The sequence below is a fragment of the Nocardia sp. NPDC004573 genome (assembly GCF_053602135.1).
This window is the reverse complement of record NZ_JBSGDA010000030.1, coordinates 28,662-54,603: the sequence shown is the minus strand read 5'-3', so window position 1 is coordinate 54,603 and position 25,942 is coordinate 28,662. Positions and strand designations below refer to the sequence as shown.

At 68.4% G+C, this 25,942-nt stretch carries 31 protein-coding genes; 22 read left to right on the top strand and 9 right to left on the bottom strand.

Annotated features, from left to right (window positions below; translation table 11 throughout):
- Window positions 1-20 precede the first annotated feature (20 nt).
- From ACWEKR_RS31495 to ACWEKR_RS31485, 3 genes are read left to right on the top strand one after another with little or no spacing between them, the layout of a single operon-like run.
- On the top strand, window positions 21-566 hold the full coding sequence (locus ACWEKR_RS31495; protein ID WP_452357576.1) for a PH domain-containing protein: 546 nt from the start codon (window positions 21-23) through the stop codon (window positions 564-566).
- Window positions 567-583: 17 nt separating this feature from the next.
- The gene (locus ACWEKR_RS31490) at window positions 584-1,261 is read left to right on the top strand and encodes a response regulator transcription factor (RefSeq protein ID WP_039796233.1); all 678 of its coding nucleotides are present in this window, start codon (window positions 584-586) and stop codon (window positions 1,259-1,261) included.
- A gap of 1 nt (window position 1,262) precedes the next feature.
- Window positions 1,263-2,567, top strand: coding sequence for a sensor histidine kinase (locus ACWEKR_RS31485; RefSeq protein WP_452357560.1), 1,305 nt, complete (start codon window positions 1,263-1,265; stop codon window positions 2,565-2,567).
- A gap of 1 nt (window position 2,568) precedes the next feature.
- On the opposite strand, the gene ACWEKR_RS31480 is transcribed toward ACWEKR_RS31485, so the two are convergent.
- The gene (locus ACWEKR_RS31480) at window positions 2,569-3,108 is read right to left on the bottom strand and encodes a GtrA family protein (RefSeq protein WP_350356349.1); all 540 of its coding nucleotides are present in this window, start codon (window positions 3,106-3,108) and stop codon (window positions 2,569-2,571) included.
- Window positions 3,109-3,147: 39 nt separating this feature from the next.
- On the opposite strand from ACWEKR_RS31480, the gene ACWEKR_RS31475 reads away from it, so the two are divergent.
- From ACWEKR_RS31475 to ACWEKR_RS31465, 3 genes are all read left to right on the top strand, one after another.
- Entirely contained in the window at window positions 3,148-4,368 is a 1,221-nt protein-coding gene (locus tag ACWEKR_RS31475) for a 5-(carboxyamino)imidazole ribonucleotide synthase (RefSeq protein ID WP_452357559.1), read from the top strand.
- Window positions 4,361-4,876 carry a 5-(carboxyamino)imidazole ribonucleotide mutase gene (gene purE / locus ACWEKR_RS31470; protein ID WP_452357558.1) on the top strand — a complete coding sequence of 172 codons (516 nt, stop codon included), beginning with the start codon at window positions 4,361-4,363 and terminating at the stop codon, window positions 4,874-4,876. The genes ACWEKR_RS31475 and purE overlap by 8 nt, the downstream gene beginning before the upstream one ends.
- A gap of 103 nt (window positions 4,877-4,979) precedes the next feature.
- Window positions 4,980-5,621, top strand: a complete 642-nt coding sequence (locus ACWEKR_RS31465) for a phosphotransferase (protein ID WP_452357557.1) — start codon at window positions 4,980-4,982, stop codon at window positions 5,619-5,621.
- Window positions 5,622-5,647: 26 nt separating this feature from the next.
- Here the strand turns inward: ACWEKR_RS31465 and ACWEKR_RS31460 are convergent, their stop codons facing one another.
- Window positions 5,648-6,106 (bottom strand): excisionase family DNA-binding protein, encoded by a 459-nt coding sequence (locus ACWEKR_RS31460; protein ID WP_452357556.1) that lies wholly within the window; start codon window positions 6,104-6,106, stop codon window positions 5,648-5,650.
- A gap of 174 nt (window positions 6,107-6,280) precedes the next feature.
- Between ACWEKR_RS31460 and ACWEKR_RS31455 the strand changes: the two genes are divergently transcribed.
- The 5 genes from ACWEKR_RS31455 to ACWEKR_RS31435 all read left to right on the top strand — a co-directional run bounded on the left by ACWEKR_RS31455 (window position 6,281) and on the right by ACWEKR_RS31435 (window position 12,219).
- Window positions 6,281-7,480 carry an NAD(P)/FAD-dependent oxidoreductase gene (locus ACWEKR_RS31455; RefSeq protein ID WP_452357555.1) on the top strand — a complete coding sequence of 400 codons (1,200 nt, stop codon included), beginning with the start codon at window positions 6,281-6,283 and terminating at the stop codon, window positions 7,478-7,480.
- A gap of 143 nt (window positions 7,481-7,623) precedes the next feature.
- Entirely contained in the window at window positions 7,624-8,583 is a 960-nt protein-coding gene (locus ACWEKR_RS31450; RefSeq protein WP_452357554.1) for an RNA polymerase sigma-70 factor, read from the top strand.
- Window positions 8,584-8,610: 27 nt separating this feature from the next.
- Window positions 8,611-9,651 carry an ABC transporter permease gene (locus tag ACWEKR_RS31445; protein ID WP_452357553.1) on the top strand — a complete coding sequence of 347 codons (1,041 nt, stop codon included), beginning with the start codon at window positions 8,611-8,613 and terminating at the stop codon, window positions 9,649-9,651.
- A 556-nt stretch (window positions 9,652-10,207) separates the two neighbouring features.
- A complete protein-coding gene (locus tag ACWEKR_RS31440; protein WP_195088217.1) occupies window positions 10,208-10,894 on the top strand; it encodes a TetR family transcriptional regulator in 687 nt (228 codons plus the stop codon).
- A 167-nt stretch (window positions 10,895-11,061) separates the two neighbouring features.
- Window positions 11,062-12,219 (top strand): acyl-CoA dehydrogenase, encoded by a 1,158-nt coding sequence (locus ACWEKR_RS31435; RefSeq protein ID WP_195088219.1) that lies wholly within the window; start codon window positions 11,062-11,064, stop codon window positions 12,217-12,219.
- A gap of 424 nt (window positions 12,220-12,643) precedes the next feature.
- On the opposite strand, the gene ACWEKR_RS31430 is transcribed toward ACWEKR_RS31435, so the two are convergent.
- Together ACWEKR_RS31430 and ACWEKR_RS31425 are read right to left on the bottom strand one after the other, a co-directional pair.
- Window positions 12,644-12,865, bottom strand: a complete 222-nt coding sequence (locus tag ACWEKR_RS31430) for a hypothetical protein (protein WP_452357552.1) — start codon at window positions 12,863-12,865, stop codon at window positions 12,644-12,646.
- Entirely contained in the window at window positions 12,858-13,397 is a 540-nt protein-coding gene (locus ACWEKR_RS31425; RefSeq protein ID WP_452357551.1) for a DNA-directed RNA polymerase subunit beta, read from the bottom strand. Before ACWEKR_RS31425 ends, ACWEKR_RS31430 begins: the two co-directional genes overlap by 8 nt.
- 214 nt (window positions 13,398-13,611) lie before the next feature.
- Here ACWEKR_RS31425 and ACWEKR_RS31420 point away from each other — a divergent pair, with 214 nt between their 5' ends.
- The 3 genes from ACWEKR_RS31420 (at window position 13,612) to ACWEKR_RS31410 (ending at window position 14,981) form a co-directional block, all read left to right on the top strand.
- On the top strand, window positions 13,612-14,496 hold the full coding sequence (locus tag ACWEKR_RS31420) for a helix-turn-helix domain-containing protein (RefSeq protein WP_452357550.1): 885 nt from the start codon (window positions 13,612-13,614) through the stop codon (window positions 14,494-14,496).
- Window positions 14,493-14,699: a DUF397 domain-containing protein gene (locus ACWEKR_RS31415; protein WP_452357549.1), complete on the top strand. Its 207-nt coding sequence runs from the start codon at window positions 14,493-14,495 to the stop codon at window positions 14,697-14,699. The genes ACWEKR_RS31420 and ACWEKR_RS31415 overlap by 4 nt, the downstream gene beginning before the upstream one ends.
- 75 nt (window positions 14,700-14,774) lie before the next feature.
- Window positions 14,775-14,981 carry a DUF397 domain-containing protein gene (locus ACWEKR_RS31410; RefSeq protein WP_452357548.1) on the top strand — a complete coding sequence of 69 codons (207 nt, stop codon included), beginning with the start codon at window positions 14,775-14,777 and terminating at the stop codon, window positions 14,979-14,981.
- Between the two features lie 129 nt (window positions 14,982-15,110).
- On the opposite strand, the gene ACWEKR_RS31405 is transcribed toward ACWEKR_RS31410, so the two are convergent.
- Window positions 15,111-15,395: a GNAT family N-acetyltransferase gene (locus ACWEKR_RS31405; protein ID WP_195088225.1), complete on the bottom strand. Its 285-nt coding sequence runs from the start codon at window positions 15,393-15,395 to the stop codon at window positions 15,111-15,113.
- 40 nt (window positions 15,396-15,435) lie between these two features.
- Entirely contained in the window at window positions 15,436-16,794 is a 1,359-nt protein-coding gene (locus ACWEKR_RS31400) for an FAD-binding oxidoreductase (RefSeq protein ID WP_452357547.1), read from the bottom strand.
- A 214-nt stretch (window positions 16,795-17,008) separates the two neighbouring features.
- On the opposite strand from ACWEKR_RS31400, the gene ACWEKR_RS31395 reads away from it, so the two are divergent.
- Both ACWEKR_RS31395 and ACWEKR_RS31390 read left to right on the top strand, forming a co-directional pair.
- Window positions 17,009-17,338 carry a hypothetical protein gene (locus ACWEKR_RS31395; protein WP_452357546.1) on the top strand — a complete coding sequence of 110 codons (330 nt, stop codon included), beginning with the start codon at window positions 17,009-17,011 and terminating at the stop codon, window positions 17,336-17,338.
- A gap of 60 nt (window positions 17,339-17,398) precedes the next feature.
- Window positions 17,399-17,926 (top strand): GtrA family protein, encoded by a 528-nt coding sequence (locus ACWEKR_RS31390; protein ID WP_452357545.1) that lies wholly within the window; start codon window positions 17,399-17,401, stop codon window positions 17,924-17,926.
- A 46-nt stretch (window positions 17,927-17,972) separates the two neighbouring features.
- Here the strand turns inward: ACWEKR_RS31390 and ACWEKR_RS31385 are convergent, their stop codons facing one another.
- The 3 genes from ACWEKR_RS31385 to ACWEKR_RS31375 are packed head-to-tail and all read right to left on the bottom strand — an operon-like array spanning window position 17,973 to window position 19,924.
- Complete coding sequence (locus ACWEKR_RS31385; RefSeq protein WP_452357544.1) at window positions 17,973-18,623, bottom strand: Type 1 glutamine amidotransferase-like domain-containing protein; 651 nt, start codon at window positions 18,621-18,623, stop codon at window positions 17,973-17,975.
- Window positions 18,624-18,629: 6 nt separating this feature from the next.
- Complete coding sequence (locus tag ACWEKR_RS31380; RefSeq protein ID WP_452357543.1) at window positions 18,630-19,466, bottom strand: maleylpyruvate isomerase family mycothiol-dependent enzyme; 837 nt, start codon at window positions 19,464-19,466, stop codon at window positions 18,630-18,632.
- Window positions 19,463-19,924 carry an HIT family protein gene (locus tag ACWEKR_RS31375; protein ID WP_452357542.1) on the bottom strand — a complete coding sequence of 154 codons (462 nt, stop codon included), beginning with the start codon at window positions 19,922-19,924 and terminating at the stop codon, window positions 19,463-19,465. The genes ACWEKR_RS31380 and ACWEKR_RS31375 overlap by 4 nt, the downstream gene beginning before the upstream one ends.
- Window positions 19,925-20,319: 395 nt before the next feature.
- Between ACWEKR_RS31375 and ACWEKR_RS31370 the strand changes: the two genes are divergently transcribed.
- From ACWEKR_RS31370 to ACWEKR_RS31345, 6 genes are all read left to right on the top strand, one after another.
- A complete protein-coding gene (locus ACWEKR_RS31370) occupies window positions 20,320-21,555 on the top strand; it encodes a Re/Si-specific NAD(P)(+) transhydrogenase subunit alpha (protein ID WP_452357541.1) in 1,236 nt (411 codons plus the stop codon).
- Window positions 21,555-21,881, top strand: a complete 327-nt coding sequence (locus ACWEKR_RS31365; RefSeq protein WP_159839306.1) for an NAD(P) transhydrogenase subunit alpha — start codon at window positions 21,555-21,557, stop codon at window positions 21,879-21,881. Before ACWEKR_RS31370 ends, ACWEKR_RS31365 begins: the two co-directional genes overlap by 1 nt.
- 4 nt (window positions 21,882-21,885) lie before the next feature.
- Entirely contained in the window at window positions 21,886-23,304 is a 1,419-nt protein-coding gene (locus ACWEKR_RS31360; RefSeq protein ID WP_452357540.1) for an NAD(P)(+) transhydrogenase (Re/Si-specific) subunit beta, read from the top strand.
- A gap of 100 nt (window positions 23,305-23,404) precedes the next feature.
- Window positions 23,405-24,553 carry a DUF5925 domain-containing protein gene (locus ACWEKR_RS31355; protein WP_452357539.1) on the top strand — a complete coding sequence of 383 codons (1,149 nt, stop codon included), beginning with the start codon at window positions 23,405-23,407 and terminating at the stop codon, window positions 24,551-24,553.
- A gap of 178 nt (window positions 24,554-24,731) precedes the next feature.
- The gene (locus tag ACWEKR_RS31350) at window positions 24,732-25,469 is read left to right on the top strand and encodes an LppU/SCO3897 family protein (protein ID WP_452357538.1); all 738 of its coding nucleotides are present in this window, start codon (window positions 24,732-24,734) and stop codon (window positions 25,467-25,469) included.
- Between the two features lie 18 nt (window positions 25,470-25,487).
- Window positions 25,488-25,937 (top strand): nitroreductase family deazaflavin-dependent oxidoreductase, encoded by a 450-nt coding sequence (locus ACWEKR_RS31345; protein ID WP_452357537.1) that lies wholly within the window; start codon window positions 25,488-25,490, stop codon window positions 25,935-25,937.
- Window positions 25,938-25,942 lie beyond the last annotated feature (5 nt).

Genomic DNA, 25,942 nt, shown 5'->3' with positions numbered 1-25,942 from the left:
CACGCGGTAATGTTCCTGACATGGGTTATCCCGAGGATGTGCTGGCACCCGACGAACGGTTGCTGCTGCATCGCCACCCGCATTGGAAAATGCTCTTCTGGCCGATCGTGACACTTATCGTTGCCACGGCGCTCGCCGGTTTCACCGGGGGACTCGTTTCGCAAAAGGCCACCGGCACCACCGGTTCGGCGCTGCTCATCACGGTGCTCGTGGTGTATGCGGCGATTTTGCTATGGCGTTGTGTCGCACCGATTGTCAGCTGGAAATCGACCCATTTCATCGTCACCGACCGGCGGGTGCTGGTGCGGCAAGGCGTGCTCACCCACACCGGCATCGATATCCCGATGAGCCGGATCTCCAGTGTGCAGTTTCGGCACGGGCTGTTCGACCGGCTGCTCGGCACCGGGACGTTGATCATCGAGTCGTCCTCCTCGGAGCCGCTGGAGTACGACGACATCCCGTCGGTCCAGCAGGTGCACGCGCTGCTGTACCACCAGGTGTTCGAGGTCGAACGCCATCGCGACGGCTGGGACGAGCGCCGGGACGACCGTCGCAGCTACCGGTGAGCCCGTAACCTGGGCGTATGACCGCTGTACTGCTGGCCGAGGACGACGACGCCATCGCCGCCCCGCTGTCGCGCGCGCTCGGCCGCGAGGGCTACTCGGTCACCGTCGAGAGTTTCGGCCCCGCCGTGCTGCAGCGAGCTCTGGAAGGCGGCCACGACCTGCTCATTCTCGACCTCGGCCTGCCCGGCATGGACGGGCTCGAGGTGTGCCGCCAGGTGCGCGCCCGCGGGGCTGACCTGGCCGTGCTGATGCTGACCGCGCGCACCGACGAGGTGGATTTCGTGGTGGGACTGGACGCCGGCGCCGACGACTACGTCGGCAAGCCGTTCCGGCTCGCCGAGCTGCTCGCCCGGGTGCGAGCGCTGTTGCGGCGCAGCGGGATCGGCGACGACACGGTGGAGGTCGGCGGCATCCGCCTGGAGCCCGCCGCGCGGCGCGTGCTGGTCAACGGCGTCGAAATCGGTTTGGCCAATAAGGAATACGAACTGCTCAAGGTGCTGATCGACCGGGCTGGTCAGGTGGTGCCGCGCGAGACCATCCTGCGCGAGGTCTGGGGCGACGCGGAACTGCGTGGTTCCAAGACGCTGGACATGCACATGTCCTGGCTGCGCCGCAAGATCGGTGACGAGGGCCCCATGGCCGAACGGCGCATCGTCACCGTCCGCGGCGTCGGATTCCGGCTGAACACCGACTGACGTGCGCCGCCGGATCCTGCGTTCCATGCTCACCGTGCTGACCCTCACCACGGTGGTGCTCGGCGTGCCGCTCATCTATACGGCGTGGTTGTGGGTGGAGGACATCACGCGCAACGACCTGCAGAACCGGCTGGACCGGATCGCCACGGAGATCATCGCGCAGGAACGCGACGGCACGGTGTCCGGCGAGCTGGACATCCGGTCGGTCGCGCCGTTGGTGCCCGAGAACGGCAGGCTCACCATCGTCTATCCGTCGCAACAGGACAACGCCTCCCGGCGCGACGTCGGTGTGGCCGAGGTGCCCGATCCGCTGGTCGAGTCGCTGTCGATGGGCAAGTCCGCGTCGCTGCGCTTGGAGGTGCCCTCGGCGCCGATGCACGCCATGCAGCGCCAAGCCGTCGCGGTGGTCGCGTTGGCGGTGCTCGCCTCGCTCGGCGCGGCGGTGTCGGTCGCGGTGGTCACCGCCCGGCGGGTGGCCGATCCGCTGCGGGACGTCGCGGCGCGTGCGGCGCGGCTGGCGATGGGGGACTTCCGGGCCGATCCGCGCAGGCACGGCATCGCGGAGCTGGATCGCGTCTCCGACGTGCTCGACTCGGCCACCGTGGAGATCGCCGGACGACTCCAGCGCGAACACGCCCTGGTGGCGGACGTGTCGCATCAGCTGCGCAGCAGGCTGACTGCCGTGCGGTTGCGGCTGGACGAGTTGTCCGCGCATCCAGACCCGGAGGTGGTGCACGAGGCCGAGGAAGCCATGGCCCAGGTCGACCGGCTCACCGACGCGATCGACGACCTGGTCCGGGCCTCCCGCGACGAGGACGCGGCCGATCGCGATCCGCTGCCCGTGATGGACGAGTTGCGCGGCGTGGTCGCCGAATGGACCCACCCGTTCACCGAGGCGGGCCGGACGCTGACGCTCACCGGCGACGAGTCGCTGCGCGCCCCGATCACGGGCTCGCGGCTGCGCGAGGCGGTGGCGGTGCTGGTGGACAACGCGCTGATGCACGGCGGCGGCACCTGCACGGTGTCGGTGCGTTCGGTGCGGCCGGGCGCCGATCGCGAGCCGCTGGTCTGTGTAGAGGTCGCCGACGAGGGGCACGGGGTGCGTGACGAACTGGCCCCGCACATCTTCGACCGGGGCTTCTCCGCGGGCGGTTCCACCGGCGTCGGGCTCGCGCTGGCGAGGGCGCTGGTCGAAGCGGACGGTGGGCGATTGGAATTGCAGCGGCGCAGGCCGGCGCTGTTCGCGGTGTTCCTCGGGTCCGCGAAGGGTCGCCCGGCCAACGCCGTGGCGCCCGAGCCGCGGTGACTCAGCCGCGGCCGAGTTCCTCTTCCACGAGATCCACGAATTCCGCTTCGAGTTCGCTCATTTCGTCCGGGAAGACCCAGCGGCGCATCGCCCAGAAACGGAAGGCCATCTGCAGCAGATTGCCGATGATGAAGGCGCTGATGAAGTCGGCGATGTTCTCGACGGTGAAACTCACATTGGGCTGACGCAGGTCGAAGACATAACTGGAAATCCACAGCGGCGTGAAGGCCAGCACCACGCCGACCCCGCTGACGGCGAAGAACAACAGCGCTTCGTGATGCCGTTCCCGTCCGCCGCGATTCTTGAACGACCATTCCCGGTTCAGGATGTAGGACGCGATCACGGCGATGACGCCGGAGATGATCTTGGCCGTCACCGGTTTCTCCGCGAGCACCGTCCACTTCAGCATGTAGAAGATGCCGCTGTCGATCACGAACGTGGTCGCGCCGACGATCGCGAACTTGATCAATTCCCGATGCCGGTACGCGATATCTTGCAGCGGCTTGGGGAGGACGCTGACCACGTCGTCGACGAATGACACAAGACCGGAGTGTACCGGTACCGATCATTCGCGCCGGACATGACAATATTGTCCGACGTGAGCGCACGTTCCTTCGATCCATCGGCCATGCCCACCGTCACCATGATCGGTGGCGGTCAGTTGGCGCGCATGACCCATCAAGCGGCGATCGCGCTGGGCCAGCGGCTGCGCGTGCTCGCCGAGAACCCCGACGATCCGGCCGCGCAGGTCAGTCCCGAGGTGGTGCTCGGCAGCCACACCGACCTGACCGCGCTGCGCAAGGCGGCGGTCGGCTCGCACGCGCTGACCTTCGACCACGAGCACGTGCCGACCGAGCACCTGGAGGCGCTGGTCGCCGAGGGCGTGAACGTGCAGCCGCCGCCGCAGGCGCTGGTCTACGCGCAGGACAAGCTGGCGATGCGCACCAAACTGAGCGCACTCGGGCTGCCCGTGCCCGCGTTCACCGCGGTGCACGCGGTCGACGACGCCGTGCGGTTCGGCGACGAGCACGGCTGGCGGATCGTGCTGAAGGCGGTGCGCGGTGGGTACGACGGGCGTGGCGTGTGGATGCCCGAGTCCGCCGACGCGGCGGCGGCGATCGTCGCCGACCAGCTCGGGCGCGGCGTCGGGCTGCTGGCGGAAGCGAAGATCGACCTGCGGCGCGAACTGTCGGCGATGGTGGCCCGTTCGCCGTTCGGGCAGGCGGCGACCTGGCCGGTGGTGGAGACGGTGCAACGCAAGGGCCAATGCGCGGTGGTCGTCGCGCCCGCGCCCGGCCTGCCGGAGGACACGGCCGCGGCGGCGGAGACCATGGCGTTGAACCTGGCCGGGGAGCTCGGTGTGGTGGGCGTCATGGCGGTGGAGCTGTTCGAGACCACCGACGGCGAGCTGCTGGTGAACGAGCTGGCCATGCGCCCGCACAACTCCGGGCACTGGGGGATGGACGGCGCACGCACCGGGCAGTTCGAACAGCATCTGCGCGCCGTGCTCGACTATCCGCTCGGTGACACCGCGCCGCTGGCCCCGGTGACCGTGATGGCGAACATCCTCGGCGCGCCGCAGGCCCCGGCGATGTCGATGGACGAGCGACTGCACCACCTGTTCGCCCGGATCCCGGAGGCGAAGGTGCACCTGTACGGCAAGGGGGAACGACCCGACCGCAAGATCGGGCACGTCAATATCCTCGGCGACGACGTGGCCGAGGTCCGGGAGAAGGCCGAGCGGGCGGCGCACTGGATGTCGCACGCGATTTGGACCGACGGATGGGATCCGCATGAGTGAAGAACTGGCCATCGCCCCGGCTGTCGGCCTGATCATGGGCAGCGACTCCGACTGGCCGACGATGGAGGCTGCCGCCGAGGCTCTGGCGGAGTTCGGGATCCGCTTCGAGGTGGGCGTCGTCTCGGCGCACCGCACTCCGCAGCGCATGCTCGACTACGCGCGGTCGGCGGCGGATCGCGGATTGAAGGTCATCATCGCCGGCGCGGGCGGCGCCGCCCACCTGCCCGGCATGGTCGCCTCCGCGACGCCGCTGCCGGTGATCGGCGTGCCGGTGCCGCTGAAGTACCTCGACGGCATGGATTCGCTGCTGTCCATCGTCCAGATGCCCGCGGGCGTGCCGGTCGCCACCGTCTCCATCGGGGGCGCCCGCAACGCGGGCCTGCTCGCCGCCCGCATCCTCGCCGCCCACGATCAAGCCCTGCGCACCCGCATGGAACAGTTCCAGGCAGGTCTCGAGCAGATGGTCCTGGAAAAGGACGACGCCCTGCGCACCAAGCTCTTGGGCTGAGCGGTAGACGGTGCGGGAGGTCCCCCTGCATGGGGGCTCCGTCAACGCGGTGGTCCGGATCGGCCACACCGTCCGCCGCCGTCCGGCCGCGCATGCTCGGTTCGTGCACGGACTGCTCGACTGGTTCGAGCGGTCCGGCTGGACGGGCGCGCCGCGCTTGCTGGGGATGGACGATCAAGGGCGCGAAATTCTCACCTACGTCGACGGGCATGTGCCGCTCGATGGGCTCCTCTCGACGTCGACCGGCTCCCGTGCAGCCTTGGCTCGGGTGGCGGAGTTGATCCGCGAGTTCCACGACCTGACCGCGGGGACCTACCTTGCCGCGGGCACCGAGGTGGTCTGTCACAACGATCTTTCGCCGAGAAACACGGTTTATCGGGAACGCGACGACGGTATGTGGCCCGTGGCGTTCCTGGACTGGGACCTCGCGGCACCCGGCCGCCGCATCCACGATCTCGCGCATGTCTGCTGGCAGTTTCTCGATCTGGGTCCTGGTGTCAGCGATCTTTTCGGAACCGCCACGTTGTTGCGCCTGCTCTGTGACGCGTATGGATCCGATGAGCGCGACGAACTCATCGACACGGTCCTGTGGTGGCAGGAGCGCTGCCGGAACGGAATCGAGACGGCTGCCACGGCGGGCGATCCTGCCATGATCCGCCTGCGTGCGGCGGGTGTGCCTGCTCGCATCCGCGCCGCGCACCGATGGGTCGCCGAGCATCGCGCTGAGCTGGAAGCTGCGCTGTAGCGGGTGCGATCACCCGAAGGCCATGGTCAGATGCCGAGGTCCTGGCCGAGTTGCGCCAATTCGTCCATCGCGGCTCGGCTTTTGACCTCGGCTCGCCGCTGGTATTGCTTCAAGTCGTCGTATCGGATCCTGCGATGGCGCCCTACCCGGCGAAAGGGAATCTCGCCTGTTTCCAACAGGGTCACGACGTAAGGTCGCGACACGTTCAGCATGTCTGCCGCCTGCTGCGTGGTGAGTTCGGCATGGGAGGGCACCACGGTGACACCGCGTCCCTCCGCCGCCTGCGCGAGGATGAATGCCAACAAGCTGACGGCCTGTCGAGGCAACACCAAAGCGTCGTCACCTGGATGCTCAGGGGCGACCTGAATGGTCTGATCGCCGGGGTGACGCATCAGATAGTCCTTGATCCGACGCATTGCGCGAGCTGCAACGTCTGCATCGATCGCTCCCGGTTCGGCACGCTTCGCATCGCGAATGTTTGCCACACTGACCACCTCCTTATCGAAGTATACGAAGCATTCGAAATATTCGAAACAGGCTCGCATGCAGCCGTCCGCATTCCGCGAGCCAACTCGGGAAAGTGATATGTGTCACAACGTGTCAGGAAGTTCGTAGCCGCGGTGTCTTGTGCTCGAGCCTCTCGGAGCGAAGGAGACACCATGAGCGAGAAGATCGATGTGGTTGTGATCGGCGGCGGATATGCCGGGGTGATGGCGGCCAATCGCCTGACCCAGCGTGCGGATGTGCGGGTGACGGTGATCAATCCGCGCTCGGCGTTCGTTCCGCGGCTGCGGCTGCATCAGCTGGTCGGCGGGACCCATGACGCAGTGGTCGACTATCAGGAAGTTCTGGCCGAGGGGGTGCGGCTGGTGGTCGACAGCGTGACCCGAATCGACGCGGCGGAGCGCAGCGTGACGCTGGCCGACGGGGGCGCGGTCGGCTACGACTATCTGATCTACGCGGTGGGCAGCGGCAGCGCCGCTTCGCGGGTGCCCGGTGCGGACGAGTTCGCTTACCCCATCGCCACTTTGGAGGCGGCGCGGCGCCTGCGGTCGGTGCTCGACGACACACCCCTGTCGGCGGCGGTGACGGTCGTCGGAGGTGGGCCCACCGGTATCGAGACTGCCGCGGAGCTGGCGGAACAGGGCCGCGCCGTCATGTTGGTCTGCGGCGCGGTCGTCGGTCCGTACCTGCACCCCCGGGCCCGGCGTACCGCCCGCAAATACCTCGCCAAGCTGGGGGTCACCCTGGTGGAAGGCCCTGACGCGGCGGTCACGGCGGTGACACCGGAGGCTGTCGAGCTCGGTGACGGCCGTAGGTTGGCGAGTCGGGTCACCATCTGGACGGCGGGCTTCGGCGTGCCCGATCTGGCCGTCCGCAGCGGGCTGCGCACCGACACCGCCGGCCGCCTGCTCACCGATGAGACGCTCACCAGCGTCGACGACGATCGCATCGTCGCGGCGGGCGATTCGGCGGCGCCGTCGGACCTGCCTTTCCGGATGAGCGCCTACGCCGCGGGCTGCCTCGGGGCCCATGCCGCCGACACGGTGCTGAACCGGATCGCGGGTGCGCAGCCCGCGCCGGTCGACCTGTCGTTCCCCGCGATGTGCCTCAGCTTCGGCCGGGATGCCGGGATCTTCCAGCTCGGCCGCAAGGACGACACCGCGATGCCGCTGTACTTCAGCGGGCTCGCCGGCACGAAGCTCAAGGAGTTCGCCTGCGCCTCCAGCGTCAAGCATCTGGTGAACGAAGCGCGCAAGCCCGGGTCGCACCACTGGCCGAAGGACGGCAAGCACCGGCCGCAGCTGTTGCAGGCGCAGCGTGGCGGCGCGCCGGTCGTCGCCGAACCGGCGACTTAGTTATCCCAGCGATCGCATCGACTGCGCAGGATGTGGCAGCGTCGTTCCGCCGTTGCCGCATCCGTCCGGGCGGGAGCGCATCCGGTGTGCGCTGGGTTTGTGCCTCCCCGAACCGGATCGAACGTCTACAGAAGAGGAACCTCATGGAACCAACCAGTGGCGCCGATGGCCAACGGCCGGCCGACCGCGAGGCCGGGCGTCGCGACAGCGGCGACCATGCCACGGTCGGTGCGACCGATACGTTCCTCGCCCATCGCAACCTTCTCTTCACGGTCGCCTACGAGATGCTCGGATCGGCGGCCGACGCCGACGACGTCTTGCAGGAAACCTGGTTGCGCTGGGTCGGAGTGGACGCGGCGCACGTCACCGAGCCGCGCGCCTACCTGGTCCGGATCGCCACCCGGCAAGCGCTCAACCGGTTGCGCTCGGTGAAGCGCCGCAGGGAGGCATACGTGGGCTCGTGGCTGCCGGAACCGCTGCTCACCACCCCGGACGTGGCCGCCGACGTCGAACTGGCCGAGAGCGTGTCGATGGCGCTGATGCTCGTGCTCGAGACGTTGACCCCGACCGAACGGGCAGTGTTCGTGCTGCGCGAAGCCTTCGGATTCGGCTACGACGAGATCGCGGCCGCGGTCGACAAGACACCCGCTGCCGTCCATCAGATCGCGCACCGCGCCCGCCGCCACGTCGACGCCCGCCGCCCCCGCCGCTCGGTCACCGCGCGCCAGGCCGAGGCGGCTGCCGAGGCGTTCCGGCGCGCGCTCGAGACGCGGGATGTGCAGGGTCTGCTCGACGTGCTCGCCCCCGACGTCGTCGCCATCAGCGACGGCGGCGGCATCAAGCAGGCCACGCCACGGCCGGTCCTCGGCGCCGACAAGGTGGCCCGCTTCATCGTCGGCGGCCTCACCAAGAACGACGTCGCGCTCTCCGTCGAGTCGACCACGGTCAACGGCAGCCCCGCGCTGGCGCTGCACATGGACGGGGAACTCGACGGGGTTCTCGCGATGCGCGTGGAGGACACCCGCATCACCGGCATCTACTACGTGCGCAACCCGCAGAAACTGACCCACATCGACTCCGAAACCCCGCTGACCTTGCGCTGAGTCGGCCCCACTGCTCGAGGAGAAAACATGACCACGCCGGCGTCGCTCGCCGATCCGTTTCCGTCGCGCTGGCCGACGGTGGCCGGAGCAGTCGTGCTGCTCACGGCGCTCGTCAGCGTGCTGCTCATCGCCTTCGCCTGGCCGTCGGTGCGATCGTCGGTCCACGATGTGCCGGTCGCGGTCGCGGGGCCGAGCCCCGCGGTCGCGCAACTGCGCACCGCACTCGATCAACGCCTGCCCGGCGGCTTCGAGATCAGCGAGGCGGCCGACACAGCGGCGGCGGAGCAACTCATCCGCGACCGGAAGGTGTACGGCGCCATCGATCTCAGTTCCGGCGCCCCGCAGGTCGTCGTCGCTTCCGCCGCAGGCCCCGCGGTAGCCCAGACCCTGCAGGGCGTCGCGACCGGTCTGGCGCAGGCGGGGCAGCCCGGCACGGCGGTCCGCGACCTCGTCGCTCTGCCCGCCGACGATCCGCGTGGCGCGGGCTTGTCCGCGGGCGCCTTGCCCCTGGTCATGGGTGGTCTGCTGGCCGCGGTGCTGCTGACCCGGCTGGTTCGCGGCACATTCCGCCGCGTCATCGGGGCGCTGGCCTTCGCGCTCACCGGCGGCCTGGCCGTGACCGCGATCCTGCAGTTCTGGCTCGGCTCGCTGAGCGGTTCCTACCTCGCCAACACCGGCGCCGTCGGCTTGTCCATCGCGGCCACCGCGCTGACCGTGCTCGGGCTGGAGGCACTGCTCGGCTACGCCGGGATCGGGATCGGCGCCGTGGTGATGATGCTCGTCGGCAACCCGCTCTCGGGCACGGCGACCGCACCCGAGATGCTGCCGGGCTGGTCCGGCGCGCTCGGGCAGGCGCTGCCGCCCGGCGCTGGTGGCCGGTTGCTGCGCTCCACCGCCTTCTTCGACGGCCACGGGGCTACGCACGCCATCGCGGTCCTGCTGGCCTGGCTCACGCTCGGCATCGCACTGTGCCTGGTCAGCGGGCTGCGTACGCGTCGCGCCGCCACCGGCTCGGCGGGGTTGCGCACATCACCGGCGGATGGCACCCCGGCATCGCTGAGCCGCTGACGGGTGCCGAGTCCGAGGGCCGTCCGACCGATGCCGGGTTGACGGCCCTGCACTGCGTCTCCCAAACCCTTCTCGGCATCGGTCGACCGGTCCGGCCTCGCCCGAGTTCCTCGGTGGGCGGCCCGTCGATCGCGCCGACCAGGCGGGAGCGTCGAGGCGCGAGCGCAGCCTGCGGGGCGGCGACGACACCGCACGTCCCATAGCCGTAGGCCGCCGTCCCGGCAGGTGGATGCGACGGTGGTGCTCTCTTCACTGAAGACGGTGGTCGGGACAGGTTCGATTGCTGCGGTTCGGGCTTGGCCGGTGCGTTCGTGTGGGGCGACGTCCCAGTCCCGTTGTGGCGGTCGAGGCGACCCGCTACCGGCCCAGAGTGAGCTGTCGCCCTGCTGAGCGTCGGGAGAACCCGGGGCCCGGTTCCACTGTCTGTTCTCCGCCGATCCGTGAGCGTGATCCCGGCAGCTGTTGCCGCCTGGAGTCCATGCCGGTACAGCGGGCGACCGCGAACGTTCCGGTGTCGGGGACTCGCTCTCCCGGCCGCTGACTACGGTGTGAGGTCGTGACTACAGGGGATATCGCTCGAACGCGGGGAGGCGACGACACCGCGCACTTTCGACTGACGGTGGTGGATCAGGCGCTGCGGTTGTTCGCCGAGAAGGGGTACGAGGCGACGACGGTGGACGAGATCGCGGAAGCGGCGGGCATCTCCCGCCGGACCTTCTTCCGGCAGTTCCGGTCGAAAGAGGACGTGATCTTCGCCGACCACGAGTCGCAGCTGGCGCAGGCGGCGGAGTTCCTGGCCGCGTCGGCCGACGACCCGTGGGAGGCGGTGTGCGCGGCGGTGGTGCAGGTCTTCGAACGATTCACGCAATGGCGGGAGATCGCGGCGCGGCGGTATCAGGTGGTGCGGCGGGTGCCCGCACTGCGGGAGCGCGAGATCGTCACGGTGTTCCGTTACGAGCGGTTGTTCACCGACTACCTGCGCGAGCGGCTGCCCGACGCCCCCGATCTGGCACGGGTGCAGTTCACCGCCGCCGTGACCGCGACGCACAACTACCTGCTGCGCCGGATGGTGCGCGGCGAGTCGGACGCGGGCGCTGCCGACCTGCGGGTGGAGCTGGCCGCGATCCCGCGCGGCAGGGGCCGTGCCGTGAATCCCGACGAGCTGGTCGTCGCGGTGTTCCCGCGCGACGCCCCGCCCAGGCAGATCACGGACCTGCTGGTTCGCAAGCTCGGTACCCTGTGAGCCGAACCGGGAGTGCGACCGATCTGACACTGAGTGCCACATCATCCCCCCACGTGACTGCCATTCATGTGGGTATACTCGACGGCGAGATGGCACTGAGTGCCGACGCACTGCTTTCGTTCGAGGGAAAGCGGCGCCGACCACCCGACGACCAGGAGTGAAGCCCGATGGCGGGAAACCCCGATTTCGACCTGTTCAAGCTCGAGGACTTCCACGATGAGCTGCGCGAAGCGATCCGCGCTCTCGCGGAGAAGGAGATCGCTCCGCACGCCAAGGACGTCGACGGCAACTCCCGCTTCCCGGAGGAGGCGCTGACCGCGCTCAACGCCTCCGGCTTCAACGCGGTGCACGTGCCCGAGGCCTACAGCGGCCAGGGCGCGGATTCGGTGGCCACCTGCATCGTGATCGAAGAGGTCGCGCGCGTCTGCGGGTCGTCCTCGCTGATCCCCGCCGTCAACAAGCTCGGCACCATGGGCCTGATCCTGAACGGCTCCGAGGAGCTGAAGCAGAAGGTGCTGCCGGACATCGTCAACGGTGAGATGGCTTCCTACGCGCTGTCCGAGCGCGAGGCCGGCTCCGACGCGGCCGGCATGCGCACCCGGGCCAAGCAGGAGGGCGACGACTGGATCATCAACGGCTCCAAGTGCTGGATCACCAACGGCGGCAAGTCTTCTTGGTACACCGTGATGGCGGTGACCGACGCGGAGAAGGGCGCCAACGGCATCTCGGCGTTCATGGTGCACAAGGACGACGAGGGCTTCGTGGTCGGCCCGCTGGAGCACAAGCTCGGCATCAAGGGCTCGCCCACCGCCGAGCTGTACTTCGAGAACTGCCGGGTGCCGGGTGACCGCATGATCGGCGCGCCGGGCACCGGCTTCAAGACCGCGCTGCAGACCCTCGACCACACCCGCCCCACCATCGGCGCGCAGGCCGTCGGCCTGGCCCAGGGCGCGCTGGACGCGGCCATCGCCTACACCAAGGACCGCAAGCAGTTCGGCAAGTCGATCGCCGACTTCCAGAACACCCAGTTCATGCTCGCCGACATGGCGATGAAGATCGAGGCCGCTCGCCTCATGGTGTACACCTCGGCCGCCCGCGCCGAGCGCGGCGAGCAGAACCTCGGCTTCATCTCCGCCGCCGCCAAGTGCTTCGCCTCCGACGTCGCCATGGAGGTCACCACCAACGCCGTCCAGCTGTTCGGCGGCGCCGGCTACACCACCGACTTCCCGGTGGAGCGCATGATGCGCGACGCGAAGATCACCCAGATCTACGAGGGCACCAACCAGATCCAGCGTCTGGTGATGTCGCGCGCGCTGTTGAAGTGATGTTTCGGTAGACGTACGGGCGTTCGGGCGGTCCCAGAACGCATCTCAGGCCCTCTTCGGGCCGTCGAGGTGCAGGGGCCGCCCGAACGTCTGTCTTTCGCCCGCTCGAAGTTGGGCTCGGTCGAGATCGTCTGGGAGAACTCCGCGACCAGCAGAACTGATGGGCGTCGAATCTTTCGAAGCGATCGCTTCCGTGCTGATCCGATCCGCCGAGTAGGACGAGTCGAAGCCGGTGGGCAAAAGGCTCACAGTGCGTTTCGCCTGACGAGCGAAGGGGGTGAACCGAAGTCGGCTCACTGGATTCGCGGACACCACGCAAACCCCGATCCGGTGACAGCCCGCGGAGCGCGGACTGACCCCAGGCCACTCCTGCCGTTTACCTGCACCGGGCCGGGACCGCCGCGCTCACCTGGCCATAACTCCTCTATGGCTCCAGGTAGAGCCGTTCGCACGGCAGTCTCGGGTAGCCGTCGGTGGTGTCTGTGGACACTTCCACTGCGTCGTGCCAGTGGTGGGCGCGCCATTCCTGGACGAACAGGCATGCGGCTGTCAGGCAGGCGACGAAGTCGAGGCGGGCTCCGTGCCAGAACACCGACAGGTGGACATCCGGCTCGGACGGGATCGGCGATTGCGCGCGGTCAGGCATAGGTGATCACCCGTCGACCGCGCGCGAGCTTCGCGGCTACGCAATGGCGGATCGCCGCGACGACCACGCGGCCGGATGGGCGAAAGGCCGTGTCCGGGCGCGTAATCCATGCTCGGAACTTGGTCCCTCGGTCGGCGGGGCTCGGTAGCGCGATCATGCCGCCGTAGCGGATGATCGACACGTTCAATCGGAACATCTCGGCGAACAGGGGGACGTCGTCCGGTAGGTCCGGCCGGATGATGAACGTCCACCGTCTCGATCGCGGATGCGACAGGGTCGGCCCCAGCTCATGGCCGTGGTCCTGCATCCATACCTTCACGTGGTGTCCCAGCACGGCAGGCATGGTTATGGCCCAGACCATTCCGGTTCGCACGATGATGCGGCCGATCTGGGGAGGGTCCACGATCGCGGGGAGACCGCACACCTGCCGGTAGTAATTGCATCGAGACAACGGCGTGTCTCCGAACGCTATGTGGCGCATCGAGACCTCTGCTTCATCGAAGGGATTCAGGCGCGCCCTCGGCTCCGGCATCCTCTGGTTGGTAGCCGGTACGGAACGAACTACGTTGCGGGGTACGCCTTCTCGCCATCCCCCTGTCGGGCGCACATCCAGAGAACCACTGGACCAGTCTGATGAACTACGTCATCATGAAATCTCATCAGCTCGACCAGCACATTTTTCATTCTGCAATGTGAATCGGCTCGGAGATGAGAAACCCGGGCCGTCCCGAGTAGACAGGAACCGCATGGCCGAAAGTGGTGGCTCGACCCTCCCTCGCCGACAGCTCGGCAGGCACCTGCGGAACGGACGCGAAGCAGCGGGGTTGACGCTGGCGGATGTCGGCGAACGGATGCAGTGGAGCGTCAGCACCGTTCAGCGGATGGAGGTCGGCAAGACCGAGCGAATCCGCACCGTCGACGTCGAGGCGCTGTGCAAGATCTACGACTTCACCGAGGAGTACACGAACGCGCTGGTCGGGCTCGCGAAGCAGGCCAGCGTGAAGTCGTGGTGGCATGAGTTCGGCGACCTTATCCCCGAGAATTTCGATGTCTTCGTGGACCTGGAAGCCACCGCGCGGTCGCTGACCTGGTACGAACCGGAACTGATCCCAGGGATCTTCCAGACCCCCGCGTACGCGAGTGGACTGATTCGCGCCGTCTACCCGCACGACACACCCTTGGAGCACGAGCGCCGGGTACACCTCCGACGCAAGCGTCAAGCGCTGATCACCCGTAAAACGAAACCTGTCACCGTGAACGCAATCCTTCGAGAGTCGGCGCTACGCGGGATCGTTGGCGACGATCGCGTCATGTCCGCCCAACTTCGGCATCTGGTAGATCTCATGGGTTTGCCCAACGTCACGATTCGGGTGCTTCCCTTCTCGGCCGGGTTCCCCATGGGCGTCGCTGTGGGGCCGTTCGTGATCTTGAAGTCCGGGGGCGACGGCAAGCGACAGCCGAAGGAGCCTACAGTTGTCTACGTCGAGAGCTTCACAGGCGATTTGTACCTGGAGAAGTTCAGCGCTGTGAACCGGTATGTCGATGCCTACCAGCGGTTCGGGCGCGCGGCGCTGGACCCGGATCAGAGCAAGAACCTGCTCCGGCAGATGGCAAGGGAGTATGGACCGTGAATACCGAACTCTCCAAGACTAAGTGGGTCAAGAGCAGCTACAGCGGGGCTGACAAAGCATGTGTCGAAGTGGCCCTTCTCTTGAGAGGCCACGTCGGCGTGCGGGACTCCAAGAACCCAACCGGCCCAGCGCTCATGTTCACGCCAGGCGAGTGGAACACCTTCACCGCTGAGATAGCCCAGGGCGAATTCAAGTGCCTTTGAAGCGAGCGAGCGCGTGGCGCTGGCCCCGGATCAGAGCAAGGATCTGCTCCGGCAGATAGCAAGGGAGTACGCACCGTGAATACTGACCTGTCTGATGCGAAGTGGTTCAAAAGTGCCCGTAGCGGTGGCGACAAAGCATGCGTCGAGGTCGCCTTTCTCGCGGGAGGCGGTGTCGGCGTCCGGCACTCCAAGAACCCGACTGGCCCAGCGCTGGTCTTCACGCCCGGCGAGTGGGATGCTTTCACCGCCGGCATAGCTGACGTCGAGCTCGAGCGCGGCTGAACCGGACACGAGCCCGGCGTATCCATCAGCGCCGGGGTGAACCATGGGTTGGTTCACGAGTGGCGCATGGTTGCGGTAAATCGCGAGTAGACCTCTCGCTGGTGTGCCACTCGCGACGGGATCTTTCGCCTACTTGACCAAGTCGGCGTATTCGCGGTGTTGGGAGATGTACTGCTCCACGTACCAGCAGGTGGGGATGACGGAGTAGCCCGCTGCGCGGGAGTCGTTGAGGGCGAATTCGACGACTTGGGCAGCTACCCCTCGGCCCCGGAACTCGGGGAAGGTCAGCGTGTGGTGGAAGTCGCGGACCTCGAGGTCTTCGCGTTCGGCGTAGTCGGCGTACCCGGCGAGGGTGTCGTCGATGTAGATCTCGTAGCGGGTGTCGGCGACGTTGTGTTCGAGCCTTGTCGTCATGGTCGGGTAGAACTCCTTGTCGGTACGGAATGTTCCGCGGTCAGAGGATCGCGCCGGGGTTGAGGATGCCGTCCGGGTCGAGCGCGTCCTTGATGCGGCGGGTCAGGGCCATAACGTCGGGGCCGAGCTGATCGGGCAGCCATGTCTTCTTCAGTCGTCCGACGCCGTGTTCACCGGTGATGGTGCCGCCGAGGGCGATGGCGAGGTCCATGATCTCGCCGAAGGCGCGGTGCGCCCGCGCGGTGTGGTCGGCGTCGGCGGGGTCGTGCACGATCAGCGGGTGGGTATTGCCGTCGCCCGCGTGCGCGATCACCGACACCGTCACCGCGTTGCGCTCGGCGATCTCCGCGACGCCGCTCACCAAGTCGCCGAGCCGGGGCAGCGGCACGCCGACGTCCTCGAGCAGCAGCGGCCCGAGCTTCTCCACGGCCGGAATCGCCAAACGCCGTGCGGCCGTGAACGCCTCGCCCTCGGAAGGGTCCTCGGTGTGGAAAACCTCTGTCGCGCCCGCCTTCTCGCAGGCCGCCGCCATGATCTCGGCCTCACGGTGGGCGAATTCGCCGGGGGCGTCGGAGCGGGCGACCAGTAGCGCGGCCGCCGTCCGGTCCAATCCCATCCGCAGCTCGTCTTCCACGGCGTTGATCGACACCGAGTCCATGAACTCGAGCATCGATGGGCGCAGTTCGCCGGTGATGGCCAGGATCGCGTCGGTGGCGGCGGTGAGCGTGGGGAAGCTGGCGACGACTGTGCTCTGCGGCGGTTGCGCGGGCAGCAGCCGCAAGGTCAGTTCCGTGATCACCCCCAGCGTGCCCTCGCTGCCGACGAACAGCTTGGTCAGCGACAACCCGGCCGAGTCCTTCAAACGCGGACCGCCGAGCCGGACCACCGCGCCGTCGGCGAGCACGACCTGCATGCCGAGCACGTAATCGGTGGTGACGCCGTACTTCACACAGCACAGGCCGCCCGCGTTGGTGGCGGCGTTGCCACCGATCGAGCAGATCTCGAACGACGACGGGTCCGGCGGATACCACAGGCCGTGCTCCGCGACCGCGCGCTTGACCTCGGCATTGAGCAGGCCCGGCTGCACCACCGCGGTCCGGGTCACCGGGTCCACGGTGATCGCGCGCATCCGCTCGGTGGTGAGCACGATGGCTCCGTCGACGGCTGTGGCGCCCCCGGACAGCCCCGATCCGGCCCCGCGCGGGATCACCGGGACACGATGCGCGGTGGCCCACCGCAGCGTCGCGGCCACGTCGTCGGTGCCGGTGGCCCGCACCACGGCCAGCGCGGTTCCGGCCCCCGGGTCGCGCGCCCAGTCCTGCCGGTAGCCGGCCAGCAGCTCGGGATCGGTGAGCACCGTGCCGTCGGGGAGAGCGGCGATCAACTCATGCAGGTCCACCACTTCACGCTAGCTTCCCCTGCCCGCTATTTGCGGATCGGCCGACCCGCGGCCGGATGCCCCGGGATGTTGATGTCACCCGCCACAGTGGTATTACCGCCTCCAGGCGACCAGAATGCCGACAGAGGCTTGACTGTCGGGGCATCGAGTTCTCCCGGGGCCGTCATGTCGCGGCGCCGGCGGTCATGCGGTTCGCCGCGTACCACGTGGAGGGATGGAACGGATGCAGGGCGAACAACCGAGTCGCCGGGAACTGGTCGCCGCGATGTTCTCCAGCGAGTTCGTCGAGGACGGCATCGACGCGGACGTGCTGCGCCGGGTGCACGCGGGCGAGCACGAGGAGTGGTTGACCGCGCTGGACCGCTCCGGTGTCTTCGGCAAGGAAGCCCTCGCGGAGCTGGCCGACCTGTGGCGCTGCGAGCCCCGCGAGTTGCTGGAGGCACTGCTGGCCGACGCGGACGACGTCGCGCGGCGACGGTGCCTGGCGGCCTGGGCCGGGTTGGACCACGACGCGAACGGTCCCGGCCAGGCCCAGATCGGCTGAGCCACCGGCCGGTCGCCGCCCGCTCATCTGCCGGACATCTGCCGCTGGCACCCTGGTCGCGTGCACGAGCTGTCCGAGACCGCCGACACCATCGCCGATCGGTTCACCCACTGGTGCGCGGCGGTCGTCGCCCGGCTGCCGTTCGGTCTGGACCGTCTCGTCCCGCCGACCTTCCTCGGCTTCGCGCTGATCAACAGCGGCACTTTCGCTGTCGACTTGGCGCTGCTCACCCTCTTGCACGGGTGGTTCGAGCTGCCGGTGTGGTCGGCGGTGACCCTGGCCTACGTGTGCGCGTTCGGCCTGAGCTTCGTGCTCAATCGCACGTTCAACTTCCATTCCCACGCGCCGGTGGGCAGGCAGGCCGCGGTGTACGTCGTGGTGGTCTTGATCAACTACCTCGCGTTCATCCTCGGCGTCGGCAGCGGACTCGCCGCGCTGGGGCTGCAATACCACCTGTCCCGGATGCTGGCGGGCGCATGCGAGGCGGTCTACATGTACAGCGCGATGCGCTGGGTGGTCTTCCGCCGATCGGTGGAGCCGCAGGCGGCGCTCGCGCCCGACGTCGCAGTGCGGCCCCAGCCGAAGTAGCGCTGACCAGCCCGGCCCGTGACTACCGCGCGCTCGCGGATGTGTGTCAGGACGCCGGAGCGATCAGCGTTTCGACGCGCTCGCCGTCGACGACGATCGCGTCGTCGTCGGTCAGCGACCAGTGCGCGACGCCTTCGGCGCGGTACCGGGCCGCGAGCCGAGTGCAGTCGCCGTCGGGGTCGGTGGCCGAATCGACATGCGGCACGATCCGGCGGTCCACCAATCCCAAGCCGTCCCAGCGCGGTTCGACGCCACACGCGGGCGCGACCTCGTCCGGGTCGTCCACCGATTCCAGCCCGTGCAGGTCGGGAGTCAGCAGGCAGGCCCCGGCGCTGTAACCGGCGTAGACGAGCGCGTCGGCGGCGAGCAGCCGGGGAAGGACTCGGTCCGCGCCGCTGCGCGCGAACTGGGCGCGCAAGACGAACGTGTTGCCACCGCGCACCCACACCAGCGGGAATTCGGCCAGCTTCCGTTCCAGCTCCGCTTCCCGGCCGACGTACTCGCGCAGGTCGAGTACCTCGGGCCGGTAACCGAGCTTGCGCAGCGGCGACATGTCACTGCGCACCGCGCCCGCCCACGCCTGCGGCCAGGCGTCGCAGGCGTTCGGGATCAGCGCGACCCGGCCTGGCGGGCCCGTCAGCGCGGCGAGCCGGTCGTAGTGCGCGCCGAAGCGATAGCTGGACAGGAACAGTCGCACCGCGGATCAGATGGTGAAGGCGAGGTGGCCGACGATGCGCTGCCCGAGTTCGCCGTCGCCCCGAATGACGATCTCGTCCAGGTGCTGGTCAGCGGTCGTGCGTCCGCCGCCAAGCCGCACGAAGAGCCCGGAGTCCAAGCCGATTTCGACCGTGGCCGGTCCGTCGAAGGCATCCACGTAGCGCGCCCGGCCCGCCACCTGGATGCGCAAGGTCCTGGCCAGCGGCCCGCTCAGCGCGAAGGCGATCCGCGCGCCCTCCGGCGCCTCGCCCTTCTTCACCACCACGCGCGGGATGCTGCCCGCGAACTCCTCGAACGCCAGCTGACCGCGCGGCCCGCCCTCGTCCACCGGCGTGCCGAGCGCGTCGGCGATATCGAGTTCGTGCATCCAGCAGTCGAACAACCGCACCCGCATGAATCTGCCGTAGGACACCTGCCCGATCGGCGAGATCGTTTCCTTCTCCCACTCGGCGTCGCCCATCGCGGCGAGCGCGGCGCGCCTGCGGTCGACGACGCCGCGGTAGAACTCGAGCAGCCGCGCGCCGGACAGGGGACGCAGCCGGTCCACCCAGATCTCGTTGAGCACCGCGGTCTCGTTGCGCACGTAGGGCAGCGTGCTGACGTCGGTCTTCGGCTTGGTCGGGTCGTGCGCGGGCGGCCGGTCACCCAGCAGCCAGGATTCGGTGCCGACGACATGGGCGACGACGTCGAATACGGTCCAGCCGGGCAGCGCCGACGGAGCCCGCCAGCGCTTCTCGTCCAAGGGCGCGATCAGGGCGTCGATCGCGTCCCATTGCTGCGACAGCAGCTCGATCAGCGCGGTCCGATCCAACGTCTCGGTCATCCGTCGTTTTCCTTTTCCGGGCCTTCGCCCTCGTTCTCCAATGCCGCGAGGCCCTCTCGGATGGCCGCGGCGGTGGCGACCGGATCGTGCGGGCGCCGCAGCAGAAACCCCGTGGCGAACCGTAGCTTGTCGCCGTGGCTGCGCGGGATCACGTGCAGGTGGACGTGCGGCACGGTCTGGAACGCGGCGGTTCCGTCGTTGAGGATCAAGTTGGCGCCGTCGGCGGCGAGGCTGCTGCGCCGGATGGCCAGTGCGAGCCGATGCCCGATCCGGAAGATCTGCGCGCCGAGTTCGGCCTCCAGATCCTCCAACTCGGCGGCGTGTCGTTTCGGGATGACCAGCGTGTGCCCACGGGCGATCGGCCGGACGTCGAGGAACGCACACAGCGTGTCGTCCTCGTACACCTTCGCAGCGGGTGCTTCGCCTGCCACGATGCGGCAGAAGACGCAGTCGTTCACACGCTGGACCATACGGCGTACGAGCCGAGCCGAACACCCCGGACCGCCGATCGGCATGACGCACGTCACTGCGCCGCTGTGCGCCGCCCACCCGGCCTGGTGCCTGACCTCGAGGTTGGTAACGAACTTCTCTGTACGGTCTTGCCGTGTTCACCTGCGGCGACCACGATCACACCGAGAAGACAAAAAGGTGGACCGCCGCTCGGTAGCCGGTGGACCGCTCGGTGACGTCCGGCGCACCGGCGGGATTCGCCCGGCGTGTGTGATGGGCATCTCAGCTAGGCTCACGGCGGGCCAGGTACAGTGGCGAAGATTTGGGCGAAATTACTCGACAGTAACATCGTCCGATCGTCTACCCGTTGCCTGAAGCTCAGTAAGAGAAGGAAGTCTGACAAGTGGAGACAACGCAGAGCGTAGGCGATCCATCGCCGCGCGGCGCGCGTGTCGGTGTCGTTCGCGAATCGAACGCGGGCGAACGACGTGTCGCATTGGTGCCCAAGATCATCCCGAGCCTGGTGAAGCAAGGCGTGGAGGTGGTCGTCGAGTCCGGAGCCGGAAAGGGCGCGCTGATTCCCGACGAAGCCTATGTCGAGGCGGGCGCGTCGATCGGTGATCCGTGGACGGCGGACGTGGTGGTGAAGGTGGCCCCGCCCAGTGACGCCGAGGTGGCCAAGCTGTCGTCGGGGCAGACGCTGATCGGGTTCCTCGCCCCGCGCAACGCCGACAATCAGATCGGCGCGCTGAAGGCGGCGGGGGTGCAGGCCTTCGCGGTGGAGGCGATTCCGCGGATCTCGCGTGCGCAGGTGATGGACGCGTTGTCCTCGCAGGCGAACGTCGCGGGGTACAAGGCGGTATTGCTGGCGGCGTCGGAGTCGACGCGGTTCTTCCCGATGCTGACCACCGCCGCGGGCACAGTGAAGCCGGCGACGGTGCTGGTGCTCGGCGTGGGTGTCGCGGGCTTGCAGGCGCTGGCCACGGCGAAGCGCCTCGGCGGGCGGACCACCGGTTACGACGTGCGGCCCGAGGTGGCCGATCAGGTGCGGTCGGTGGGTGCGCAGTGGCTGGATCTGGGCATCGATGCCGCCGGTGAGGGCGGGTACGCCCGTGAGCTCACCGATGAGGAGAAGGCGAAGCAGCAGCAGGCGCTCGAGGACGCGATCAAGGGCTTCGACGTGGTGATCACCACCGCGCTGGTGCCGGGGCGTCCCGCGCCCAGGTTGGTCACGGCCGCGGCGGTGGAGGGCATGAAGCCCGGCAGCGTGATCGTGGACCTGGCCGGTGAGACCGGCGGCAACTGCGAGCTGACCGAGCCGGGGCAGACCGTGGTCAAGCACGAGGTGACCATCGCCTCACCGCTGAATTTGCCCGCCACCATGCCCGAGCACGCGTCGGAGCTGTATTCGAAGAACATCGCGGCACTGCTGGAGCTGATGCTGGTCGACGGCAAGCTCGCCCCGGATTTCGGCGACCAGGTGCTGGCGGATTCCTGCGTGACCCGTGCTGCGACCGAGGCGCCCGAGGTGGCCCAGACCGAGAAGTCGGTGGAGGCGCCCGAGGCGGACCGGGCCGAGAAGTCGGTGGAGGACCCGGTGGAGGCGAAGGACGCGACCGAGGCGAAGGTGGAGAGCTGATGTATACCGAACTGCTGGCGAATATCGCGATCCTGGTGCTGTCCGGGTTCGTCGGTTTCGCCGTGATCTCCAAGGTCCCGAACACGCTGCACACGCCGCTGATGTCGGGCACCAACGCCATTCACGGCATCGTGGTGCTGGGTGCGCTGGTCACGCTGGGCAAGATGGAAGACCCGTCGATCGGCATCCAGATCATCCTGTTCGTCGCGCTGGTGTTCGGAACCCTGAACGTGGTCGGTGGTTTCGTGGTCACCGACCGCATGCTGGGCATGTTCAAGGGCAAGAAGCCGGTCGCGGCCGACGCTGCCGAGAAGGCGGGGAAGTAGAGCAATGGACAACCTCGTCAACATCCTCTATATCGTCGCGTTCGCGCTGTTCATCTACGGCCTGATGGGTTTGACCGGGCCGAAGACGGCGGTGCGCGGCAACTGGATCGCCGCGATCGGCATGGGCATCGCGGTGGTCGCGACGCTGATCTCCATCCGGGAGACCACCAACTGGATCCTGATCGTCGCCGGTCTGGTGATCGGTGTGGTGCTGGGCGTGCCGCCCGCGCGGTATACGAAGATGACCGCGATGCCGCAGCTGGTGGCCGCGTTCAACGGCGTCGGCGGCGGTACGGTCGCGCTGATCGCATGGGCGGAATTCCTGGACACCACCGGCTTCTCGGCGTTCAAGCACGGGGAAGAGCCCACTGTGCACATCATCGCCGGGTCGTTGTTCGCCGCGATCATCGGTTCGGTGTCGTTCTGGGGCTCGCTGATCGCGTTCGGCAAGCTGCAGGAGATCTTGCCCGGCCGTCCCATCGGCGTCGGGAAGCTCCAGCAACCGTTGAACCTGTTTCTGCTGGTGGTGGCCGTCGCCGCGGCGGTGGTGATCGGCGTGCGCGCCGCCGACGGTGGCGCGGCGTGGTGGTGGATGGTGCTGCTGCTCCTGGCCGCCGGTGTACTCGGGTTGATGGTCGTGCTGCCGATCGGCGGCGCGGACATGCCGGTGGTCATCTCGCTGCTGAACGCGCTGACCGGTCTCTCGGCCGCGGCCGCGGGTCTGGCGTTGAACAACACCGCGATGATCGTGGCGGGCATGATCGTCGGCGCGTCCGGCACCATCCTGACCAACCTGATGGCCAAGGCGATGAACCGGTCCATCCCGGCCATCGTCGCGGGCGGCTTCGGTGGCGGCGGGACCGCGCCCGGCGCCGCGGGCGGCGAGCAGAAGCAGGCCAAGGCCACCTCCGCCGCGGACGCCGCGATCCAGATGGCCTACGCCAACCAGGTGATCGTGGTGCCCGGTTACGGCATGGCGGTCGCGCAGGCGCAGCACGCGGTCAAGGAGATGGCCTCGCTGCTGGAGGCCAAGGGGGTGGAGGTCAAATACGCCATCCACCCGGTCGCCGGTCGCATGCCCGGTCACATGAATGTCCTCTTGGCCGAGGCCGAGGTCTCCTACGACGCGCTCAAGGAAATGGACGATATCAACGGCGAATTCGGCCGCACCGACGTCGCCCTGGTGATCGGCGCCAACGACGTCACCAACCCCGCCGCCCGGGAGGACTCCTCGAGTCCGATCTACGGCATGCCGGTGCTCAACGTCGACCAGGCCAAGTCGGTGATCGTGCTCAAGCGCTCGATGAACTCCGGCTTCGCCGGCATCGACAACCCGCTGTTCTACGCCGACCACACCTCCATGCTGTTCGGCGACGCCAAGAAATCGGTCGGAGCAGTCACCGAGGAACTGAAGGCGTTGTAGGCCAGAGGTTTCCCCGCCGCGCCCCTCCGCCCGCCCGGGTGGAGGGGCGCTTTCGTAATTCGATGGACATCGTGGTCCGCCGCCCCGGATCATTCTCGGAGTGTCCGCACGTCATGAGCCTCTTCGGTTGATCGGTCCCGGGGAGCCCTCGGCCGATCCCGCCGAGCGGCTGCCGTGGACTGTCGTAGTCGATTCCACGTACTCCATCCGCGACGCGATCGATGCCCTCGCGCTCGGTCCGTTCCTGCGGGGCGACCAGCCCTGCGCGCGCACCGCGCATCTCGAGCGGGTGCGGCCGGACGCGCCGCTGCGCCCCGGCCGCGGCCGCGTGGTGCGCACGGTGCGCGACAACGACAGCGGGGCGACGCTGGTGGTCGGCCCCGGCTGGTCGCTGCGTTCGGTGCGCTGGTCGGGCGGTTCGGCGATGGTCGAGGTCACCGCCGTCACCGACACGCTCGCCGACGAGTTGCTCGCCGAAGCGGTCCGGGACGCGGCGGCTCCGCCGGAAGTGGGCGAGACCGTGGAGATGGGCTTCTGGCACATGCACACGCACGGCCCGCAGCGCCGCGCGCGCTCGATCTCGGCGCCCGAGTGGCCGTCGATCCGCGGCAAGTACGCGGGGCAGGTCGCCGCCGCGATGGACCGGCTGATGTCGCTCACCGCCGATGACGTCCGCGGCCGGCTGGTGCTGCTGCACGGGCCGCCCGGCACGGGGAAGACCACCGCGCTGCGCGCGCTGGCCCGGGCCTGGGGAGCCTGGTGCCAGTTCGATTGCGTGCTCGATCCCGAGGTGATGTTCGGCAAGCCCGGCTATCTGATGGACGTGGCCGCGGGTGTCGACAACGCCGACGAGGGCGCGCCGCGCTGGCGGATGCTGGTGCTGGAGGACTGCGACGAGCTGATCCGCGGGGAAGCGAAGGAGGCGGCGGGGCAGGAACTCTCGCGGCTGCTGAACCTGACCGACGGCATGCTCGGGCAGGGCCGGGACGTGCTCGTCGCCATCACCACCAACGAGGACCTGTCGCGTCTGCACCCCGCGGTGACGCGGCCGGGCCGGTGCCTGGCGCGGATCGAGATCGGGCGGCTGTCCGCCGGGGAGGCGGCGGCTTGGCTGGAGCGGGAGCAGCCGGATGCGGCCACCGCGTTTCCGGACGGCGCGAGTTTGGCCGAGCTCGTCGCGGTGCGCGACGGCGAGGCACGGATCGACGCCGTCGCGGTGGACGCGGTGAACCCGGGACTGTACCTGTGAGGCTGCCGGAAGGGCTCCGGTGCGCGGAAGTCGGTGCGCCGGTGGGCCGATCCGGCGAGCGGATGCGGCGAACCGGCTGGTAGCCCGCACGGCGGTACTCGCACCGATCGGCTAGATTCCATGGGTTCGCCCGTCGCCCCGTGCGCACGGAATCAAGCGAGACCCGGGGAGGGGATCCATGACCACACCACCGAACCAACCGTATCCAGGCCAGCCCGGCTATCCGCAGCAGCCGCCTGCCGGTGCGCCGCAGGGCTATCCGGGGCAGCCGGGCTATCCCGGTCAGCCGCAGGGTTACCCTCAGCCTGGCCAGCCGCAGCCCGGTTATCCGCCGCAGGGCGGTTTCCCGCCACAGCCCGGCTATCCCGGTGGCGGCTTCCCGCCGCCGGGACCGCCGCCCCAGCAGAATCGGAGCGGCGGCGTCGGCAAGATCCTGGCCGTGCTCGGTGTCGTCGTGGTGCTGGGCCTGCTGGTCGTCGGCGCCCGCACCGTCTTCCGCTCGGACGGCGAGAAGATCGAGATCGGTCAGTGCGCGAAGTTGTCGGGCACCACGATCAAGGCCGAGTTCGCGACCAAGGAATGCTCCGACCCGGAAGCCAATTACGTGGTGGCGCAACGGCTCGACGGCTCGAACGCGGACTGCCCCACCAAGGATTACGCCAGCTACTACCAGACCGGCAGCAACGAGTACACGCTGTGCCTGCGGCTGAACGTCAAGGAGGGCGACTGCATCGACGGCGGTTTCCTCGGAGCCAGCACCAAGGTGGCCTGCGGCTCGACGGCGGACTTCAAGATCGGCCGGATCGTGCGCGGCACCGCGGACAAGTCCGCGTGCGGAGCGAAGGCGACCGAGAACGACACGATCGTCTACCCGAAGCCCGAGCCGATCACCCTGTGCTTGGTGTCGCCCAGGTAGCGGCAGGGGTCCGGAACGGTGACGAGCATCGGCGCGCGGTTGCTGCGGACCAGATGGTTCGTGCGCGCGCCGATCGCGTTGTTCCGCGCCCGCCTCGGTTTCCTGTTCGGGGGACGGCTCCTGCTGCTGGAGCACACCGGTCGTCGCTCGGGCCGGCCGCGCTATGTGGTGCTGGAGACGGTGTCCCGGCCGAGCCGCGACCGCGCGGTGATCGCGTCCGGATTCGGCGCGCAGGCGCAGTGGTTCCGGAATCTCGTCGCCGATCCGCACTGCCACGTGAGTATCGCGACGCACTTCAGGGTTCCAGCACTGGCCCGCGTGCTGAGTCCGGAGGAAACCGCCGTCGTTCTCGACGACTACCGGCACGGTCATCCGCGGGCGTACCGGAAGCTCAGCCGGATCATCGAAGAAGCCACGGGCACGGCGATAGACGGGGTGCCGATGGTCGAGCTGGCCTGGAGTTCGTGATCCGG

What these genes read in the sequence shown, in the direction of transcription:
- ACWEKR_RS31380 (WP_452357543.1), bottom strand. Translation starts at nt 19,466, where the DNA reads ATGACCGAGACGTTGGATCGGACCGCGCTGATCGAGCTGCTGTCGCAG.
- ACWEKR_RS31350 (WP_452357538.1), top strand. Translation starts at nt 24,732, where the DNA reads ATGACCACACCACCGAACCAACCGTATCCAGGCCAGCCCGGCTATCCG.
- ACWEKR_RS31365 (WP_159839306.1), top strand. Translation starts at nt 21,555, where the DNA reads ATGTATACCGAACTGCTGGCGAATATCGCGATCCTGGTGCTGTCCGGG.
- ACWEKR_RS31450 (WP_452357554.1), top strand. Translation starts at nt 7,624, where the DNA reads ATGGAACCAACCAGTGGCGCCGATGGCCAACGGCCGGCCGACCGCGAG.
- ACWEKR_RS31435 (WP_195088219.1), top strand. Translation starts at nt 11,062, where the DNA reads ATGGCGGGAAACCCCGATTTCGACCTGTTCAAGCTCGAGGACTTCCAC.
- ACWEKR_RS31430 (WP_452357552.1), bottom strand. Translation starts at nt 12,865, where the DNA reads ATGCCTGACCGCGCGCAATCGCCGATCCCGTCCGAGCCGGATGTCCAC.
- purE (WP_452357558.1), top strand. Translation starts at nt 4,361, where the DNA reads ATGAGTGAAGAACTGGCCATCGCCCCGGCTGTCGGCCTGATCATGGGC.
- ACWEKR_RS31445 (WP_452357553.1), top strand. Translation starts at nt 8,611, where the DNA reads ATGACCACGCCGGCGTCGCTCGCCGATCCGTTTCCGTCGCGCTGGCCG.
- ACWEKR_RS31425 (WP_452357551.1), bottom strand. Translation starts at nt 13,397, where the DNA reads ATGCCGGAGCCGAGGGCGCGCCTGAATCCCTTCGATGAAGCAGAGGTC.
- ACWEKR_RS31420 (WP_452357550.1), top strand. Translation starts at nt 13,612, where the DNA reads ATGGCCGAAAGTGGTGGCTCGACCCTCCCTCGCCGACAGCTCGGCAGG.
- ACWEKR_RS31495 (WP_452357576.1), top strand. Translation starts at nt 21, where the DNA reads ATGGGTTATCCCGAGGATGTGCTGGCACCCGACGAACGGTTGCTGCTG.
- ACWEKR_RS31490 (WP_039796233.1), top strand. Translation starts at nt 584, where the DNA reads ATGACCGCTGTACTGCTGGCCGAGGACGACGACGCCATCGCCGCCCCG.
- ACWEKR_RS31360 (WP_452357540.1), top strand. Translation starts at nt 21,886, where the DNA reads ATGGACAACCTCGTCAACATCCTCTATATCGTCGCGTTCGCGCTGTTC.
- ACWEKR_RS31455 (WP_452357555.1), top strand. Translation starts at nt 6,281, where the DNA reads ATGAGCGAGAAGATCGATGTGGTTGTGATCGGCGGCGGATATGCCGGG.
- ACWEKR_RS31405 (WP_195088225.1), bottom strand. Translation starts at nt 15,395, where the DNA reads ATGACGACAAGGCTCGAACACAACGTCGCCGACACCCGCTACGAGATC.
- ACWEKR_RS31395 (WP_452357546.1), top strand. Translation starts at nt 17,009, where the DNA reads ATGGAACGGATGCAGGGCGAACAACCGAGTCGCCGGGAACTGGTCGCC.
- ACWEKR_RS31475 (WP_452357559.1), top strand. Translation starts at nt 3,148, where the DNA reads ATGACAATATTGTCCGACGTGAGCGCACGTTCCTTCGATCCATCGGCC.